The organism is Rhodococcus sp. PAE-6 (assembly GCF_025290685.1).
Taxonomy (GTDB): Bacteria; Actinomycetota; Actinomycetes; order Mycobacteriales; family Mycobacteriaceae; genus Rhodococcus; species Rhodococcus pyridinivorans.
Genome location: NZ_JAOCLZ010000002.1, coordinates 461616 through 477668, shown reverse-complemented (window position 1 = coordinate 477668; position 16053 = coordinate 461616). Strand labels below are relative to the sequence as shown.

The following is a 16053-nucleotide window of genomic DNA, read 5'->3' as shown; positions in this document are numbered from 1 at the left end:
GAGGACCCCACATGGACATTCGGCCTCGTGCCCGACATCTCGCCGTGATCGTCTCGGCGGCGGTCCTCGGATTGTTCGTCACTCCTGCACCCGCGGTCGCCGGGGGCGTCTCCGGCCTGGTCGAAGGACCCGCTCATCCCGTCGGGGCGGGCAACGCCCGCACGTACGTCACCGTCGACGAGGAGGGCACGCCGGCCACCATCGGGGTGCGACTCGACGCGGCCGCACTCGACGACCTGCCCAGTGCGCTGCTGCCGGTCACCGAGGCGTACGTGCTCGAGTTGCCCGAGGAGGCGTCCGCCACCGCGTTCGACCACGTCACCGTCGACTGGAACTCGCACGGCCACGACCCCCAGCACGGCTTCGACGTCCCGCACTTCGACGTCCACTTCTATCTCCTGGATCGGCCCACGGTGGAGTCGATCCATCCCTTCGCCCCCGGCTACATCCCGGCCGCGGCCCGCGTGCCCGACCCGCGTTACGTGCCGGAGGGGTACGCACCGTCCGGGGATCCGCTGACGTCGACCGTCGCGGGCATGGGACTGCACTGGGTGGACACCACCGAGGCGGAGCACGATCCGGCGGCGGGACACCACCTCACCGAGACCGTGCTCTACGGCACGTGGGACGGACGGCAGGCGTTCATCGAACCCATGCTGAGCCGGGAGTGGCTCGCGACGCGGCCGGCGCACCACGAGGAACTCCGTCTGCCCGAGGCGTACCAGCGCGAGGGCCTCTACCCCACCACCTACTCCGTGTGGTGGGACGAGGCGTCGCAGACGTACACGGTCGAACTCGGTGGGCTCACGATGCGCGAGGCGTCGTAGGCCGGTCGGTCGAGCGGGGACTCAGTCCAGCGGGGAGACGCGGATGAGGTTCCCGTCCGGGTCCGAGACCACGAACGTCCGCCCGAACACCTCGTCGTGGGGCGCCTCCACGACCGTCACCCCCTTACCGGCCCACTCGTCGTGGATCGCATCGACGGCGGCGGTCGAGCCCGGCACCATCAGGCCCACCTCGGAGAACCGCGGCGTGTTCGCGTCCACGGTCTCCGCGCGACCCGACCACAGTGCGAACAGCACTCCCGGCGCCACTTCGAAGGGGACGTAGCGCGGGGTCGTCATCTGCGGGGTCATGTCGAACAGGTCGCTGTAGAAGCGGGTCGCGCGTTCGACGTCGGTCACGTAGATCAGGAACAGGTTGGGCGACGACACGGTCATCGACATCTCCTCGGATCATGTGTGGATGTGAAGGGCTTCGGGAACTACCGTGACACCGAAACCCGACAGTTCCTGTCGTGTTTTCGAAAGGAGATCCGCCATTCGATGAACCGGCCGCAGCGGTTGCTGAGCATGCTCGTCGTCCTGCAGGCCCGCAGACGGGTCACGGCCGCCGAACTCGCGGAGGAGTTCGGCGTCTCCGAGCGCACCGTGCTACGCGATGTGGAAACGCTTGCTGCTGCGGACCTTCCGGTGGTCGCCGAACGCGGCAGATACGGCGGCATCGTGATGCTCCCCGGCCGGCAGACCGACCTGAACCGGCTCAACGCGTCCGAGGTGGACGTCCTGCGCGCCCTGGGTGTCGACATGGGCCGGGCCCGGCAACTCGGTGTCGACGCCGCCGCCCGGGACGCCGTCCACAAACTCACCGCACGTGCCCGGCGCACGCCCGCCACCGCACGCGAGAACGACCTGCTGCCACTGACCGAGGTGGTCACCGTCGACAACCGGGGATGGTTCGCCACCGAGGACCGGGCCGACGTTGCGGCACTCACCCGCGACCTGCGGCGCGGACGGCAACTCGCCATCACGTACCGGTCGAGCGGGCACCGCGGCGAACGCGAGATCGTCGTCGATCCCTACGGTGTGCTCTCCCGCGCCGGCCGTTGGTATCTCGTGGCGGACGACGAGGGGCGACCACGACTGTTCGCACTGACCCGCCTGAGTGCGTGGACAGTGCTCGACCGGCCGCGCCGCCTGTCCCCCGGCCGCACCCTGCCCGCCCTGGCACGCGAACTCGGCGACGCACTCGAACGACGCGAGGACGTCGTCGTCACCGCCGATCTCGCGGCGAACCGCCTCGATCTCGCCCGGCGCATCCTCGGTGCCCGCCTGCGCGGGAGCACCGCAGGGCCGCGACCGGACGTCTCGCGGCTCACGGTGGCCTACGACTCGATCGACGGTGTGCGGCAACTGCTGCAGTTCGGTGAGCACATCGAGATCGTCGGGCCACCCGAGGCACGGAACCTCGTGGCGGAACTGGCCGAATCCCTCCTCCGCCGTCACACCGCGCATCGCCGCCGCGAGTGAACTCCCGCTGATCCGAACCCTGTTCCGCTCGGACCGGGCTTCCTATCGTGGGGAGATGTTCGACGCCCACCTGCACATCATCGATCCGCGTTTCCCCCTCGTCGAGAACGACGGCTATCTGCCCGAACCGTTCACCGTCGACGACTATCTCGCGCGGGTCGCGCATCTGGGTGTCACCGGTGGCGCGGTGGTGTCAGGGTCGTTCCAGGCTTTCGACCACGGCTATCTCCTCGATGCGCTCGACCGGCTCGGGCCCACTTTCGTCGGCGTCGTACAACTTCCGGCCACCGCCTCGGACGACGAGATCACCCGGCTCGACGCGGCGGGAGTGCGGGCCGTGCGATTCAACGTCCGCCGTGGCGGATCGGCCACGCTGTCCGACCTCGACCGGCTCGCCCGGCGGGTCCGCGATCTCGTCGGCTGGCACGCCGAGTTGTACATCGATTCGCGCGATCTGGCCGAGCTGCACACCACGATCGCGGCACTACCCGCCGTCTCCGTCGACCACCTGGGACTGTCGCAGGACGGCTTGCCGTCACTGTTGCGGCTGGTGGAGAGCGGTATCCACGTGAAGGCAACAGGGTTCGGGCGCGTCGATCTCCCGGTGGCCGACGCGCTTCGCGCCGTTGCCGATGTGAATCCCGGGGCACTCGTGTTCGGCACCGACCTGCCGTCGACCCGCGCACCGCGACCGTTCCGGGACAGCGACATCACCCTCGTCGAGGACGTGTTCGGCGACGAGCTCTCCGACGCGGTACTGCGCCGCAATGCTTCCGAGCTGTATCGGATCGAGACCGAAACCGCTCCTGGGTCTTCGGTGTCTCGATAGACTCACGCACGTCATCGGTGCGCGGGACGCGCCGCGGTATTCCTCGCTGCGGTCGGCTCCCGGACGTGACCTTCCCTTTCCGAGGAGCAGCACCATGCCTGCACTGCGAATTCCACGTCGAGTTCTCGCCCTGGCGGCACCCGTCGCCGCCGCAATCGCATTCACCGGTGTGGCCACCGCTGCACCCCCTCAGCCTCTGGGCACGGCGATCACCATCGGCTGCATCAACCAGGGCAGCCTGGCGTCGTTCACCTCGGTCACGGCGCAACCCGGACCGGACGAGGGCATCCCCGGCGGCCACGTCCTGTTCTCCACACGGGAGGCCCTGTGGCCGGTCCCGGCAGCGGGGCAGGTCAGCGTCGCATGGCTCAACCGCAACAACGGCCGCACCGGAATCGTCGATCTGGTCGGTACGTACCCGAACCTGTCGACCCTGGTCGACACCGGTCCGGGCGAGGTCGTGGCGACGGTCTTCGGTTCGGTGAATCTCGGCAGTGGACCGCTGTGCAACTCGACCCCCGCAGTCGGCAGCGTCGTGGTGCCGTGACGCCCGGACGAGGCATCCGGCCGAGTTGTGCCGTATGCCTCGTCACCGAGGTGGTGCCGGATGCGTCGTCACCTGGGTGAATACATGATGATGGCAACGCCGGCAAGGCACACGAGCGCGCCCGCGACATCCCACCGATCCGGCCGGAAGCCGTCCATCACCATGCCCCACACCAGGGAACCCGCCACGAACACACCGCCGTACGCCGCGAGGATGCGACCGAAGTTCGCGTCGGGCTGGAGCGTGGCGACGAAACCGTAAGCGCCGAGAGCGATCACGCCCAGGCCCATCCAGATCCAGCCGCGGTGCTCACGCACGCCCTGCCACACCAGCCACGCACCGCCGATCTCGAACAGGGCGGCAACGGCGAACAGCAGCAACGACTTCAGCACGGTCACGAGGTGTGACTCTAACCCTGCGACGCCTTGCCCAGCTCGATGCGGCGCACGGAGTCCCCCCGCACGAGGATCGTCACGAGGGCCCGGCGTCCCGGAGGCAGGACCCGCACCGTGACGGAACCGTGTGAGACCGAGTCGAGTTCGTCGGCGACCGCGCGGCGGAGGCGGGCCTGTTCGTCCGGGGGCACCCCGTCCAGGCCGTGATCGTCGAGCATCACCACGTCCACGCCTCGTCGGCGCGCGGCGTCGGCCGCCTCGACGACCTGCGGATCCTGCAGGGCCGGTGCTCGAAGCCCGTCCCGCAGACGTGCTTCGAGCAGCACACCGGCGCGTCGCTCCCCCGCGTCGAGCATCTCCCCGGTCGCGATGCGTTCGAGCAGGGGCCGGGCCAGGGAGTCGAGCCGGTCGAGCTGCGCGTCGCGCTCCTCGAGCGCTGCAGCCGAGGCCGCCTGTTCTGCGCTGCGCTGCAACGACATCGCACGCAGCAGGTAGATGGATCCGGCGAGAGGTCGCAGGGTGAAGGCGAAGAAGGTGGACATGAGGACCGGGGCGGCGTTGACGAGCGACAGCGACAGGCCGGAGCCGATCCCCTGTCCGGTGGCGTAGGTCCAGAAGGTCGCGGTCGCGATCATGCAGGCCAACCCGATCCACGCCGCGAAGGTGCGACCGCGCACGCACATGAAGGTGAAGACGACCGTGGACATCCCGAGCGGCCAGGTCGCGATGCCTCCCGGAGACGGCACCGGCAGCACCGAGAACACGAGCGCCGACGAGACCGTCCCGGTGGCGGCAAGCAGGATCGTCGCCGGCATCGGCAGCGGGTCGCCCGGAACGGTGATGAGGGTGAACGCCGCGAACGTGCACACGAGCACGGCGAGGGCGGGAGGCCAGCTCGCGGACGTGTGCTCGGCCCCGAACGCCGCCAGCACGAGGCAGACCAGGGCGTAGAGGCTCACGAGCGCACGTGCGGCCGTGGTGCGCATCCCCAGCAGGTCGCGCACGTCGCGGGTGGGTTCGGCGGTCACGGCGCGCGACGCTCGGCCGGATCGCACCAGTGCAGCGTCACCGTCGTGCCCGCGGGACCCGAGGTGATCTCCGAGTCGCCCCCGGCCATGCCGCGCATGCGTCCGTGGATGCTCGCGCGGATGCCCATCCGGTAGGGGTCGATCTGGGCGGGGTCGAATCCGTGGCCGTCGTCGCGGACGACCACCCGGACCGATCCGGGCCCGAGGTCGACGTGCACGGCCCGCTGTGTGCCCGGGCCGGCGTGGCGGACACTGTTCCGCACGGTCTCGGCCAGTGCGGCTCCGACCGCCCTGATCACGTCGGCCGGGTAGTGCGGTCCGGCATCGGCGCTCGTCGTGGTCGTGAACTCGACGTCCTCGTCGACCTCGGAGGCTGCCGAGCGGAACTGGGCTGCCACTCGGTCGGCGTCGAAGCTGCTCTCGGTGTCGTCGCCGCGCCGCAGGGAGTCGAACATCTCCAGCGCACGACGGGCCTGGGCCGCGACGGGACCGTCGGATGCGCCGCGACCCGAGGCGAGCAGAGTGGACATCACCCGGTCGTGGACGAGTGCGTCGAACCGCTCGCGTTCGACCGTCCTGGCCGCGGCCGCCGCTGCTGCGACGACGGATTTCTCCGTGGCCGCGACGGTGGAGTCGAGGACGTCGCCCGTGCGGAAGGCGACGATCGCCGCGGCGGCGAAGACCCCGCAGAACATGAGCGCGAACGCGAGTTCCGGGACGAAGCGGTATCCCGTCGTGGTGTTCACCAGCAGATAGTTGGTGGTCTGCACGACGAGCACCACCACCGTGAGGTAGGCGAGCGCCGTCCGCGGCCGCCACGCTGCCGCCGCGGACAGTCCTGCCACTCCGGGGAAGAGCGCCTGCCAGGCCGTGTTCGTGGAAACCTCACCCGTCCAGGCCGGGAACCACAGGACCGCCGCGACCAGGAAGGCGACGGCGTTGGCGGCTGCGAGTCGTCCGACCCACCGGACATCGCTCAGGAAGGTTGCCACCCCGAGCGCGATCCCGGTGCCGAAGATCGCTAGCAGTGCCGTCGGCAACCACCACCATGCCGTGAGGTGGGCCTGCGACACCGCTGTGGGGACGACGAACAGCAGGTAGAACACATAGCCCGCACTGATGAACCGGCCGAAGACCCGGTGGATCCGGTCGGCCGCGCTCATCGGATCCGTCGTGTGTCCACCCCGTGCGGTGGCAGGCCGACGGGTCACAACTCGTCGATGGAGACCACACCGTCCTGCAGAGCGCGGGCGAGCAGTGCCGTCTTCGTGGTCGCCGTACGCCCGACACGGGCGTACTTCTCACGGATGCGGACGATGTGGGTGCTGACCGTGGCTGCGGTGACGAACAGGCTCGCAGCCGCCTCGGACTTGGACTCGCAGAGCAGCCAGGCCCGCAGGATCTCGATCTCGCGAGCCGAGAGTGCGGGCTTCTGAGGCGCAGGCTTCTGTGCCGGGGAATGTTCGAGCATCGTCGTCATAGCGCGTCCCTACCGAGATGAATACATGGGATCGAACCGAGTCCCCCGACGAACTCCGTTTCGAGTGCCTACAACTTAACGGTTGAAACCGACAACTACCCAGACAGATTTTTCTCTGCCCAAGAAAATATGGGCATCGGTGTTTCGCCTAATTACCGGTGCGCCGGCCGTCGTGTCCGATCTCGATTCGGCGCACATCCTCGCCCTTCACGAGCATCGTCACCATCGCCGCGCGGGCCGGCGGCAACACACGCACGGTCACCGACCCTTCTCTCACCGAATCGAGCGCGTCCACCACCTCCCGGTAGACGGCGCGCCGAACCTCGGGAGATGCCGAGTCCATGGCGTGGTCGTCGAGCATGACGATCTCGACGCCGCGCCGGCGGGCCGTAGCGGCGGCCCGGTCGACCTCGGGTACCTGGAGTACGGGAGCACGCAGACCGTCGCGCAGTCGTGCCTCGACGAGTCCGCACTCGATCCGTTCGTTCTCGTCGAGGGGTTCGCCCGAGACGATCCGCTCGAGCAACGGACGCGCCGACGCGTCGAGGCTTCCGAGGCGGACGTCACGTTCCTCCAGAGCCGCGGCAGCCGCGGACTCCGCCGCGATCCGCTGCATCGACCGGGCGCGCAGCAGGTAGATCGACCGCGCGAGCGGGCGGATCGTGTAGGCGCAGACGGTGCCCATGAGCACCGGTCCCGCACTCGTGATCGTCAGGCCGAGCCCGTAGCCCATCCCGGGGCCCGTGAGATGCGACCACAGCGCGGCGACGACGAGCATGAGGAGCATCCCGCACCAGGCGTACGCCGTGCGTCCCCGCACGCACATGAACACGAGGATCGTCGTGGACATCCCGAACGGCCACAACTCGATGGGGTGCGGCGCCGGATCGGCGGGCACCACCCACAGCACCGACGCCGACGCGATCGCGCCCGAGAACGTCATCGCCAGTGCGGGTCGCACCGGTAGTGGGTCCCCCTCGACTGCGACGAGCGCGTAGGCGGCGGCCACACACACGATCACGGCGATCGCGAGGGGCCAGCGGACCTCCGCATGGGGCGCGGTGTTCAGGGCGAGCACCACGCAGGTCACCGCGTACAGGACGGCGAAGGCCCGCGCGGGCCTGCTGTGCATCCGCAGCAGATCGGAGACGGTCGAGTTCGCAGTGTTCATGCGGCCGGATCCCGCCAGTACAACAACACCCGGGTCCCGGCCCCCGGCGCGGACTGCACGACCGCCCGGCCCCCGGACACCCGGCGCATACGTCCTCGGATGCTCACTTCCAGACCGAGCCGGTGCGGGTCGACGGCCTCGGGTTCGAAGCCTCTGCCGTCGTCCACGACCTGCACGGAGATCCATCTCGGTGCCACGTCGACCTCGACCGTGCGGGACGCGTCCTTTCCGGCATGCCGCACGCTGTTGCGTACCGCCTCAGCGAGGGCAGCGGCGGTCGCGCGCGCGGGTTCGGGTGGGAACGCAACGTCGCCGGATCCCGGGGCGACACGGCCGGTGAAGACGACATCCTCGTCGGCCTCGGTCGCCGCCGATCGGAGCCGCGCCACGACCGCGGCGGCGTCGAGCGCCGACTCCCGATCGGTGCCGCGCCGCAACTCGTCGAGTTCGGCGACCGCTCGTTCGGCCTGCTCGACGAGCGACTCTCGGGGTGCGTTGCGTGACACCGCCAGCAGGGTGGACATCACGCGGTCGTGGACCAGGGCATCGAACCGTGCGCGCTCGGCGTTCCGTGCTTCCGCTGCGGCCGCGGCGGCCGCCGTGGCCTGGGTGGCAGCGATGGTCTCGTCGAGGGTGCGGCCGGTGCCGAGTCCCACCACCGCGGCCGCGAGGAAGACCGTGCAGAAGACGAACGCGAACGCCAGGTCGGGTGCCAGGAAGTATCCGAAGGGGGCGTCGCGGGCGAGGTGATTCGCGCACTGCGCGAGCAGAACCACGAGGATCATGTGGACGAACGCCCGCCGGGGTCTCCACGCGACCGCCGCCGCGAGCGACGCGAGGCCGGGAAAGGCGGTGAACCACAACGACTGGTCCTGCGGGATCTGCGTCCCGTTCCACGCCACGAACCACAATGCGACCATCACGACGTAGGCGAGCGCATTGACGGTCGCGGTCCGCTGCATCCACACCGTGCCGCGGAACGAGGCGAAGCCGAGCGCGACCCCGGATCCGAACATGAGGACGGCCGCGGTGGGAGTCCACCACCACGCGACGAGTGCCGACACTTCGAGGATCTCCGGCACGAGCAACGCGAAGTAGCAGAGATATCCGATCGCGACGAATCGCGCGAACATCCGGAGAAGTCGGTCGGCAGCCGCCGTGCTGCGATCGTGCGACTTCTCCCCGGTGTCCCCGGCCGGCTCGTCAGCGACGGCGGACATCCGACCGTTCGGGCATCGGCAGCCACCCGTCCTCGACGGCACGTTTGTACAGATCCGTCTTCGTGGGTGCGGGACGACCTGCCTCCGCGTACTTCTGGCGGATCCGCTGCAGGTAGTCGTTGACGGTCTGCGGAGCGAGACCCGTCAGCCGGGCGACCCGGTCGAGCTTCTCCCCCGACGCATACAGTTCGAGCACTTCGAGCTGTCGCGGACTCAGGCCGACATCGTCGAGTTCGGGATCACCGTCGATCGCCGCGGCCCACTCGGTGCTGGCGACCTGCCCTCCGGCGGCGGCCACGCGGATCGCCTCGATCACCACGGCCGCGGGCTCGGATTTCCGCACCACCCCGAGCACACCGGCGCGGGCGGCCGAACGCAGCAGATACGGGTTCTCGGCGCCGGTGAAGACCAGGGTCTCGAGGCCCGCCGCGCGCAGCTGCTCGACGTTGCTCTTCGGGGAGGATCCGTCGGACAGGCGCAGGTCGAGAACGGCGAGGTCGAGGTCGGTGACCTGCTCGAGCAGACCCGAGACGGTGGTGGCGGTACCTGCGAGCTCGAGATCGGGTTGATCGGCGAGCATCGCTGCGAACCCGAGCGCGACCGACTCGTGATCCTCGACCAAACCGATCCGACGGACGACGCCACGCGAGCCCTCGGCCATTGATGCCTCCCCTAATGCCCGATCACCCGACTTCGAACGAACGTTAGCAGTCAGCGCCTGTTTCCTCTTCTCGCACCACACTCGACGCGTCCACATCGTCGCGCAGACCACGCCAGCTCGCGTGCCGCACCCGGTCTCCTTCCGTCCATCCTCCGAACCGCACCTCCCCCACGAGTTCGGGCCGCAACCACACCGCATCGCGGCGTTCGGCGGCCGGCACTTCGTTCGCGAACGGGTTCGTGCGGCTCGTGTGCCCTTTCACAGCCTTCGCCACCGACAGGAGCGTCTCGTCGTCGAAACCGGTGCCGACCTTGCCGACGTACACGAACTCACCGTCGTCGTCGTAGACGCCGAGCAGCAGGGAGCCGAAGGTCGAGGCACGGTTGCCGTTGCCACGGCGGTATCCGCCGAGCACGACGGTCTGGGTGAGCCAGTTCTTCGATTTGATCCATCCGGCGCCGCGCTTGCCCGGCAGATACACGGAGTCCCGGCGTTTGGCGACCACGCCCTCCCAGTTCTTCGCGCGGCTGCGCGCGAGAGCCTTCGAGCCGTCACCCGAGAGCAGATCCGGGACGATCAGTCCGTCCGTGGCAGCGGCGAGCGCCTCGAGGACCCGTCGGCGATCGTCGTAGGTCTTGCGCAGCAGCGACACCCCGTCGAGATACAGCACGTCGAACACGCGGTACTCGTAGTTCACGCCCCGCTGCAGCATCGAGAAGCTCGTCACCCCGGAGCGGTCGACGGCGACGATCTCCCCGTCGAGCACCGCCCGGTGACCGTCGAGGATCGTCGCGAGTTCGACGAGCTTCCGGTAGTCGCCGGTGACATCGCGACCGGATCGGCTGCGGAGCCTGACGGTGCCGTCCTCGATCTCCGCGATGGCGCGGTATCCGTCCCATTTGCCTTCGAACGCCCAGTCTTCGGCGTCGAGACCCGAGACGTCACCGGAGGTCGCGAGCATGGGCGCGAGATCGCGCGGGAAGGACTTGGACCCCGACGATCCGACGAGGGAGGCCGGATCGGCATCGGACGACTCGGTGCTCGGCGACGACTGGTCCTTCATGCGGTGCGCCAGCCACTGGTTCTTCTCGGTGCGGATCAGCGCGTACCGTCCCTCGATCCGGTCGCCGTGGAACCGCACGATCACCTCGTCGTCCCGCCACTTCTCGGTCTCGTAGGTGCCGGTGTCCCACACGGTCATGCTGCCGGCGCCGTATTCGCCCTTCGGGATCGTCCCGTGGAAGGTCAGGTACTCGATCGGGTGGTCCTCGGTCCGTACCGCGAGATTGTTGCGCCCCGAGGTGTCCGGCAGGTTCTTCGGTACGGCCCACGACGCCAGCACACCGTCGCGTTCGAGCCTCAGGTCGTAGTGCAGGCGACGCGCGTGGTGCTCCTGGATGACGAACCTGTTGCCGGGGCCGTCGTCGGGGACGCGGTCGGGTACCGGTTCCGGGGTGCGCGACGCGTCGCGCTTGCCGCGGTAGGTGTCCAGGGCGTCTCCGCCGGACACGGTCTTGCCGCCGGACCCGGCCTTGTCTCCGGACACGACCTTGTCTCCGGACACGGCCTTGTCTCCGGACACAGCCTTGCCGAGGGGCGGGTCGAGACCGGCGAGCAGGTCCCCGAACTCCTCGATGCGGGCGAGGACCTCCCGGAACTGCAGTTGCGCGAGGTCGGGGTCGTCGAGTTCGTCCCAGCTGCGCGGCGCCGCCACCCACGGCTCGTCGCGACCGCGCAGCGAGTACGGCGCGACCGTCGTCTTGGAACTGTTGTTCTGGCTCCAGTCGACGAAGACCTTGCCCTCGCGCGCCGATTTCGCCATCGTCGCGGTCACCAGGTCGGGAAGGGTGGTCTCGAGATTGCGCGCGACCTGCTTCGCGACCTTCGACGCCCCCGACGACGACAGCATCCGATCGAGCGGGACGTACAGGTGGATGCCCTTGCTGCCGCTGGTGACCGGATAGGCCGACCACCCGAGTTCGGCGACGGTGTCGCGCACGTGGCGCGCGACCTCCGCACACTCGGCCAGGCCCACGCCGGGCCCCGGGTCGAGGTCGAAGACGATGCGGGTCGCGGGTCCGGCCTTCTCTCCGTCGAAACGCCACTGGTGCACGTGGAGTTCGAGGGCTGCCTGTTGCCCGAGCCAGACGAGCCCGGCGGCGGAATCGAACAGCGGGTAGGTGACCCGCCGGTCCTTGTGATGCAGGGTGCGACGGTCGAGCCAGGCCGGTGCGTGGTCGGGGAGGTTCTTCTCGAAGAAGGACTGTTCGCCGACACCGTTCGGCCACCGATTACGGGTCGCTGCTCGGCCGACGATGTGGGGAAGCATCGCCTCGGCGACGGCTTCGTAGTACTCGACGACCTCGCCCTTCGTCGTCCCGGTGCTCGGATACAGCACCTTGTCGAGGTTGGTCAGGGTGATGCGGTGACCATCGATCGTCCGGGTCGGCATACTCCGGATTCTGCCAATCCGGGCACGTTCCGGTGGGATGTCGCACCGAGCGGTCGGGATGGTACGTCCACGAACGTCGATGCTCGGGAGCGGGTAGCGTCGAGGAATCGGAAGATGCACGAGGGTGCGTTCGGGCGGGAGGTGGGATATGACGGAGTCGCATGATCCGACTCCCGAGGCATGGGCCGCGGTGTTCGCCCGCATGGCCGGAGTGTTGCTGTCCGAACAGACCGTGGCCACCGTGCTCGAGCTGATCACCTCGCTGGCGAAGGACACACTGCCCGACACGGACGGCTCGGGAATCACTCTCGTCGACGACGAGAGCAACCGGTCCACTTCCGCCGCGACCGGAAAGATGGTCGAACGTCTCGACGCGTTGCAGTACGAGCTCGGTGACGGTCCCTGTCTGGCGGCGATCCGTGACGGCGTGCCGGTGCGCGTGGACGACTTCCGAGAGGAGCAGCGCTGGCCGGAATGGCCCAGGTGGGCTGCAGAGATGGGAATGTCGTCGTCGCTGAGCGTTCCCCTGCAGTACGCGGGCGAGATCATGGGCGCACTGAAGGTTTATTCCACACGCCCGCGTGTCTATACGGCAGACAGTGAGGACATCCTCGGCCGCTTCGCCGAGCAGGCCGCGATCCTGCTGGCGAACATGCACACTCTGACCGAAGCCGAAGCACTCAACGAGCGGTTGCTTCGGGCCCTGCGCGACCGGGACCTGATCGCTACTGCCAAAGGAATCGTGATGCTGCGCGAGAACATCGATGCCGATCGTGCTGTGCAGCGATTGCTCGAATTGTCTACACAGCGGCGCATCACCGTACGGGAGGTGGCAGCGGAGATAGTCGCGTCGACCTACAACGAAACAGTTTGAGGTCGCAATGCACTTTCTCCCCGACGGGGAACACCGTCACAGATTCCTCGCTGCGCTCCGTGTCGCCGGACTGGGTGTGGAGGAGTTGTGGCTGCGCTACTTCACCCTCGGGGGCGAAGTGGGAAGGGTCGAGATCGAGGCGTATCTGAACGGATTGTTGCCGCTTCCCTGTCTGCAGCACGATCTGATCGCCCATGCGATCAACGAACGTCTCGACGAGATCGCCCCACCGCGTGCACCGTATTCGGCCGAACTCCCCGTGTCTCTTCCCGAAGGAAACGGAGTACACGGGAAGGACGATCCTGAAGGCGTCGATTCTCACGCTTCGGGGGAAGTCGATTCTCCCGGCGCGAACGACGAGGTCGATGCGGAAGCCTCGGGAAACGACGTCGACGAGGAGCCCGGGAGATCACAGGACCCGGAGCCGGATTCCAACATATAACGTACTGACAGCACCGAAACCCTGCCACCCGAGCAGGGGGAATGGGCGACAGGGTTCGGCATCGCCTGGGTGGCCTACCTCGAATCCACCCGGCGGCGGTGATCGTCCGTGCAGGGGGTGACAGGCGATCACCGATGTTCCGAGCATACGCCGAAATGTCATCACCAGGGCCGAATGTGGGCACTCGGAGTACTGCCGGCGGGGCAGGTCGACAGATCCAACCCCCTGCGTCGGAAGTCTCGCGCCCCGCCGGCAGCGTCGACAGCGAACACATCGTTCGCTTTCGGTACAGTCTATTCGTTTTCTGCAGGATCGGCAGTAGTTCGATCGGACCACCGCGCGTCCGACCGGGTCATGCGAGGGGATCTGCCATAGACGGACCGGTACTGCGTCGCGAATCGTCCGGGCGACGAGAAGCCCCACCGCGTAGCGATCGACGCGACCGTCTCACATTGTGGGTCGGCGGCCTGCAACTCCCGATGAGCCCGCTCGAGACGCACCGAACGAAGGTATCGGGTGGGCGTCGTATGGAGGTGGCGCACGAAGTCGTACTGCAGAGCTCGGGCTCCGACCCCCGCAGCAGCCACGATGTCCGCCAACCTGATGGGACGAGCCGCTTCGGACTCGATGAAGGCGACGGCCTTCCGTAGACCGGAAGGCGCGGACGCGGCGTCCAGCACCACTCGGATCTCGGGGGGTTCACCTGCTCGACCCGAAGTGAGCACGTCCTCCGCGAACTGCGCCATCGACACGGCGGCGTGACGGGAGGCCTGGAGCAACGTCTCCTTCGCCTGCTCGGCATCGAGTCCGTACCGCTCCATCAGCACGCCCGTGGCCCGCTCGATTGCGGCTCGGAAGGCCCACACCTGCTCCTCGGTCGGAGTCGCAGCATGAATGTGGGTCTCCTCCGCCCTCTCGTTCGCCCGCGTGTCCATTACTCGATCACACACCATCCGAGCGTCCCGTATGTCAGCACACCTGCACGTTGACCGCCTGTCGTCCGAAGATCCCGTAACCGATCTCGAATCGGACCCGTTGACCCCCGGTCAGGAAGCGGTAGCCGCTCCCATCTATCTGTGAGTAGTGCACCAGGATCTCCGTACCGTCGTCGTCACGGATGAACCCGTGACCCAGACCGGCGTCGAACCACAGCACAACACCATGTTCCATTGTCGCTCCCCTGCCACCGTTCGCGTTGTCCCGACGGAGCAGCGACGCGGAAGCGTATCCCCTGCGCTCCCGAGAGCCCCTCTGCACCTGTCATTGAAACGTGCTCGGCGGGTCCGGGGAAGTACCCCCGCCGAATCGGTGACATTCGTACGATTTCTACCGATTTCCAAGCGCATCAACGTAGTTCGTTCGATGTACAGACACCGACGAACACGGGGCGCATCCGGGTTGCACGTACCCCCTGGATACATGCAGTACGCACGGCTGCGAGCGAAGATCTCACGGAAACACGACATTCCGATGGAGTGGGATCAGACGGCCGGAGCTCCGTCGACCGGATCCACGGCGTGCGCCCATTCGGCCACAGTGATCGCGCAGGCCGCGCCGACGAGAGTGAGGCGGCTGAACGCCTGAGGGAAATTACCGACCTGTCGTCCCGCCTGCACGTCGTAGTCCTCGGCGAGCAGGCCAGGAACTGCCCTTCGTCTCTGGGAAGCCCGTGGTCGGTATCCGTCGTGGAATACCGGGACACGAAGCCGTCGCGACCGAGTTCGTTCCGGATCGCGTCGATCGTGGAGGTGACCCGGTCGTCGGTCGGCGGGAGGAAACCGACGAGCGGTATGAGCAGCACGCTGGCGTCGAGTTCCGTGGAGCCGTAGAACTGCGTGAACGTGCCGCGGACGGGGTCGTATCCACGTTCGCAGATCTCGTGGTGGATCTCGTCGCGGGCCCGCTTCCACCGCTCGAGCGAAGCGTCGAGCCCGAATCCCTCCTGCACGTACGACGTTTCGAACGGTCCGGCAGAGTGCCATTGCTGTCGACCGGCCTGTTCCGCAATCGCACGTCGAATCTCGCGCTCGTCACCCAGAACATCCAGTGGCTGCTGCTGATGGGTGTCGCGTTCGTCGTCTCGGCATTCCTGCAAGTGGTCCGCGGCTACAACGCGATCGAGACCGGCGTCATCTTCACCGCCGCCACCGCCGGCCATCCTCAGTTCCTCGCTGCTGGCCGAACGGTTGGCCGCCCGGCATTCACAGCGCTCCCTCATCATGAGCGGCTTCGTCGTCACCCTCGCCGGCATCGTGGTTCTGCTCCTGCTGGTGCGTGCATGGACCAGCGCATGGGCGTTCGCCCCGGGTCTGTTGCTCCTCATCGGCGTCGGACTGGGTGCGATGCTCACTCCCTCCGTCAACGTCGTGCAGTCGGCGTTCCCGGAGGAACAGCAGGGTGAGATCTCGGGCCTGTCGCGCTGCGTGTCCAATCTGGGTTCGTCCCTGGGCACCGTCGTGGCAGGTACCGTCCTCGTCGTCGGCCTCGCCACCCCGGACCGTTCGTATGCGGCCGCGATGATCGTGCTGGCGTACATCGGGCTCGTCGGACTCGTTGCGTCCGCACTCGTTCCCTCGAGCTCGAGTGCAGCGCCTTCCGCATCCGGAGCACGGTGACGACTGCATCGGAAAGGAAAGTCGGAGACG

Annotated in this window: 19 protein-coding genes; 7 read left to right on the top strand and 12 right to left on the bottom strand. The window is 67.9% G+C overall.

The genetic code is table 11. The features are described from left to right. The first annotated feature begins 11 nt into the window (after positions 1-11). Positions 12-827, top strand: coding sequence for a DUF5602 domain-containing protein (locus NVV99_RS06840; RefSeq protein ID WP_024103141.1), 816 nt, complete (start codon positions 12-14; stop codon positions 825-827). A gap of 21 nt (positions 828-848) precedes the next feature. Here NVV99_RS06840 and NVV99_RS06835 read toward each other — a convergent pair whose 3' ends face one another. Next, on the bottom strand, positions 849-1220 hold the full coding sequence (locus NVV99_RS06835; RefSeq protein ID WP_242411689.1) for a VOC family protein: 372 nt from the start codon (positions 1218-1220) through the stop codon (positions 849-851). Between the two features lie 105 nt (positions 1221-1325). On the opposite strand from NVV99_RS06835, the gene NVV99_RS06830 reads away from it, so the two are divergent. The 3 genes from NVV99_RS06830 to NVV99_RS06820 all read left to right on the top strand — a co-directional run bounded on the left by NVV99_RS06830 (position 1326) and on the right by NVV99_RS06820 (position 3685). After that, complete coding sequence (locus NVV99_RS06830; protein ID WP_041803991.1) at positions 1326-2309, top strand: YafY family protein; 984 nt, start codon at positions 1326-1328, stop codon at positions 2307-2309. Between the two features lie 55 nt (positions 2310-2364). Continuing rightward, positions 2365-3138 (top strand): amidohydrolase family protein, encoded by a 774-nt coding sequence (locus NVV99_RS06825; RefSeq protein ID WP_024103138.1) that lies wholly within the window; start codon positions 2365-2367, stop codon positions 3136-3138. A 94-nt stretch (positions 3139-3232) separates the two neighbouring features. After that, positions 3233-3685 carry a hypothetical protein gene (locus NVV99_RS06820; RefSeq protein ID WP_024103137.1) on the top strand — a complete coding sequence of 151 codons (453 nt, stop codon included), beginning with the start codon at positions 3233-3235 and terminating at the stop codon, positions 3683-3685. A 68-nt stretch (positions 3686-3753) separates the two neighbouring features. Here NVV99_RS06820 and NVV99_RS06815 read toward each other — a convergent pair whose 3' ends face one another. The 8 genes from NVV99_RS06815 to NVV99_RS06780 all read right to left on the bottom strand — a co-directional run bounded on the left by NVV99_RS06815 (position 3754) and on the right by NVV99_RS06780 (position 12092). After that, a complete protein-coding gene (locus tag NVV99_RS06815) occupies positions 3754-4083 on the bottom strand; it encodes a YnfA family protein (protein WP_006551592.1) in 330 nt (109 codons plus the stop codon). Positions 4084-4094: 11 nt separating this feature from the next. After that, on the bottom strand, positions 4095-5108 hold the full coding sequence (locus NVV99_RS06810; protein WP_041803989.1) for a hypothetical protein: 1014 nt from the start codon (positions 5106-5108) through the stop codon (positions 4095-4097). Beyond that, positions 5105-6271 (bottom strand): sensor histidine kinase, encoded by a 1167-nt coding sequence (locus NVV99_RS06805; RefSeq protein ID WP_242411688.1) that lies wholly within the window; start codon positions 6269-6271, stop codon positions 5105-5107. The genes NVV99_RS06810 and NVV99_RS06805 overlap by 4 nt, the downstream gene beginning before the upstream one ends. Positions 6272-6315: 44 nt before the next feature. After that, a complete protein-coding gene (locus NVV99_RS06800; protein ID WP_016692216.1) occupies positions 6316-6588 on the bottom strand; it encodes a LuxR C-terminal-related transcriptional regulator in 273 nt (90 codons plus the stop codon). A gap of 148 nt (positions 6589-6736) precedes the next feature. Beyond that, on the bottom strand, positions 6737-7759 hold the full coding sequence (locus NVV99_RS06795) for a hypothetical protein (protein ID WP_024103134.1): 1023 nt from the start codon (positions 7757-7759) through the stop codon (positions 6737-6739). Next, on the bottom strand, positions 7756-8979 hold the full coding sequence (locus NVV99_RS06790; RefSeq protein WP_024103133.1) for a sensor histidine kinase: 1224 nt from the start codon (positions 8977-8979) through the stop codon (positions 7756-7758). Before NVV99_RS06790 ends, NVV99_RS06795 begins: the two co-directional genes overlap by 4 nt. Next, positions 8963-9640: a response regulator transcription factor gene (locus NVV99_RS06785; RefSeq protein WP_006551596.1), complete on the bottom strand. Its 678-nt coding sequence runs from the start codon at positions 9638-9640 to the stop codon at positions 8963-8965. The genes NVV99_RS06790 and NVV99_RS06785 overlap by 17 nt, the downstream gene beginning before the upstream one ends. A gap of 43 nt (positions 9641-9683) precedes the next feature. Beyond that, positions 9684-12092 carry an ATP-dependent DNA ligase gene (locus NVV99_RS06780; protein ID WP_024103132.1) on the bottom strand — a complete coding sequence of 803 codons (2409 nt, stop codon included), beginning with the start codon at positions 12090-12092 and terminating at the stop codon, positions 9684-9686. Between the two features lie 148 nt (positions 12093-12240). Between NVV99_RS06780 and NVV99_RS06775 the strand changes: the two genes are divergently transcribed. Together NVV99_RS06775 and NVV99_RS06770 are read left to right on the top strand one after the other, a co-directional pair. Then, positions 12241-12966 carry a GAF and ANTAR domain-containing protein gene (locus tag NVV99_RS06775; protein ID WP_024103131.1) on the top strand — a complete coding sequence of 242 codons (726 nt, stop codon included), beginning with the start codon at positions 12241-12243 and terminating at the stop codon, positions 12964-12966. Between the two features lie 7 nt (positions 12967-12973). After that, positions 12974-13408, top strand: a complete 435-nt coding sequence (locus tag NVV99_RS06770; protein WP_024103130.1) for a hypothetical protein — start codon at positions 12974-12976, stop codon at positions 13406-13408. 293 nt (positions 13409-13701) lie between these two features. On the opposite strand, the gene NVV99_RS06765 is transcribed toward NVV99_RS06770, so the two are convergent. The 3 genes from NVV99_RS06765 to NVV99_RS06755 all read right to left on the bottom strand — a co-directional run bounded on the left by NVV99_RS06765 (position 13702) and on the right by NVV99_RS06755 (position 15647). Next, on the bottom strand, positions 13702-14274 hold the full coding sequence (locus NVV99_RS06765) for a helix-turn-helix domain-containing protein (RefSeq protein WP_242411687.1): 573 nt from the start codon (positions 14272-14274) through the stop codon (positions 13702-13704). A gap of 103 nt (positions 14275-14377) precedes the next feature. After that, entirely contained in the window at positions 14378-14578 is a 201-nt protein-coding gene (locus NVV99_RS06760) for a cold-shock protein (protein WP_016695737.1), read from the bottom strand. A 175-nt stretch (positions 14579-14753) separates the two neighbouring features. Next, a complete protein-coding gene (locus NVV99_RS06755; RefSeq protein ID WP_260782769.1) occupies positions 14754-15647 on the bottom strand; it encodes a glycoside hydrolase family 15 protein in 894 nt (297 codons plus the stop codon). Here NVV99_RS06755 and NVV99_RS06750 point away from each other — a divergent pair. Further along, complete coding sequence (locus tag NVV99_RS06750) at positions 15628-16023, top strand: hypothetical protein (RefSeq protein ID WP_024103127.1); 396 nt, start codon at positions 15628-15630, stop codon at positions 16021-16023. The two genes, NVV99_RS06755 and NVV99_RS06750, sit on opposite strands and share 20 nt — an antisense overlap. Positions 16024-16053 lie beyond the last annotated feature (30 nt).

What these genes read in the sequence shown, in the direction of transcription:
- NVV99_RS06840 (WP_024103141.1), top strand. Translation starts at nt 12, where the DNA reads ATGGACATTCGGCCTCGTGCCCGACATCTCGCCGTGATCGTCTCGGCG.
- NVV99_RS06835 (WP_242411689.1), bottom strand. Translation starts at nt 1,220, where the DNA reads ATGACCGTGTCGTCGCCCAACCTGTTCCTGATCTACGTGACCGACGTC.
- NVV99_RS06830 (WP_041803991.1), top strand. Translation starts at nt 1,326, where the DNA reads ATGAACCGGCCGCAGCGGTTGCTGAGCATGCTCGTCGTCCTGCAGGCC.
- NVV99_RS06825 (WP_024103138.1), top strand. Translation starts at nt 2,365, where the DNA reads ATGTTCGACGCCCACCTGCACATCATCGATCCGCGTTTCCCCCTCGTC.
- NVV99_RS06820 (WP_024103137.1), top strand. Translation starts at nt 3,233, where the DNA reads ATGCCTGCACTGCGAATTCCACGTCGAGTTCTCGCCCTGGCGGCACCC.
- NVV99_RS06805 (WP_242411688.1), bottom strand. Translation starts at nt 6,271, where the DNA reads ATGAGCGCGGCCGACCGGATCCACCGGGTCTTCGGCCGGTTCATCAGT.
- NVV99_RS06800 (WP_016692216.1), bottom strand. Translation starts at nt 6,588, where the DNA reads ATGACGACGATGCTCGAACATTCCCCGGCACAGAAGCCTGCGCCTCAG.
- NVV99_RS06795 (WP_024103134.1), bottom strand. Translation starts at nt 7,759, where the DNA reads ATGAACACTGCGAACTCGACCGTCTCCGATCTGCTGCGGATGCACAGC.
- NVV99_RS06790 (WP_024103133.1), bottom strand. Translation starts at nt 8,979, where the DNA reads ATGTCCGCCGTCGCTGACGAGCCGGCCGGGGACACCGGGGAGAAGTCG.
- NVV99_RS06785 (WP_006551596.1), bottom strand. Translation starts at nt 9,640, where the DNA reads ATGGCCGAGGGCTCGCGTGGCGTCGTCCGTCGGATCGGTTTGGTCGAG.
- NVV99_RS06780 (WP_024103132.1), bottom strand. Translation starts at nt 12,092, where the DNA reads ATGCCGACCCGGACGATCGATGGTCACCGCATCACCCTGACCAACCTC.
- NVV99_RS06775 (WP_024103131.1), top strand. Translation starts at nt 12,241, where the DNA reads ATGACGGAGTCGCATGATCCGACTCCCGAGGCATGGGCCGCGGTGTTC.
- NVV99_RS06770 (WP_024103130.1), top strand. Translation starts at nt 12,974, where the DNA reads ATGCACTTTCTCCCCGACGGGGAACACCGTCACAGATTCCTCGCTGCG.
- NVV99_RS06760 (WP_016695737.1), bottom strand. Translation starts at nt 14,578, where the DNA reads ATGGAACATGGTGTTGTGCTGTGGTTCGACGCCGGTCTGGGTCACGGG.
- NVV99_RS06750 (WP_024103127.1), top strand. Translation starts at nt 15,628, where the DNA reads ATGAGCGGCTTCGTCGTCACCCTCGCCGGCATCGTGGTTCTGCTCCTG.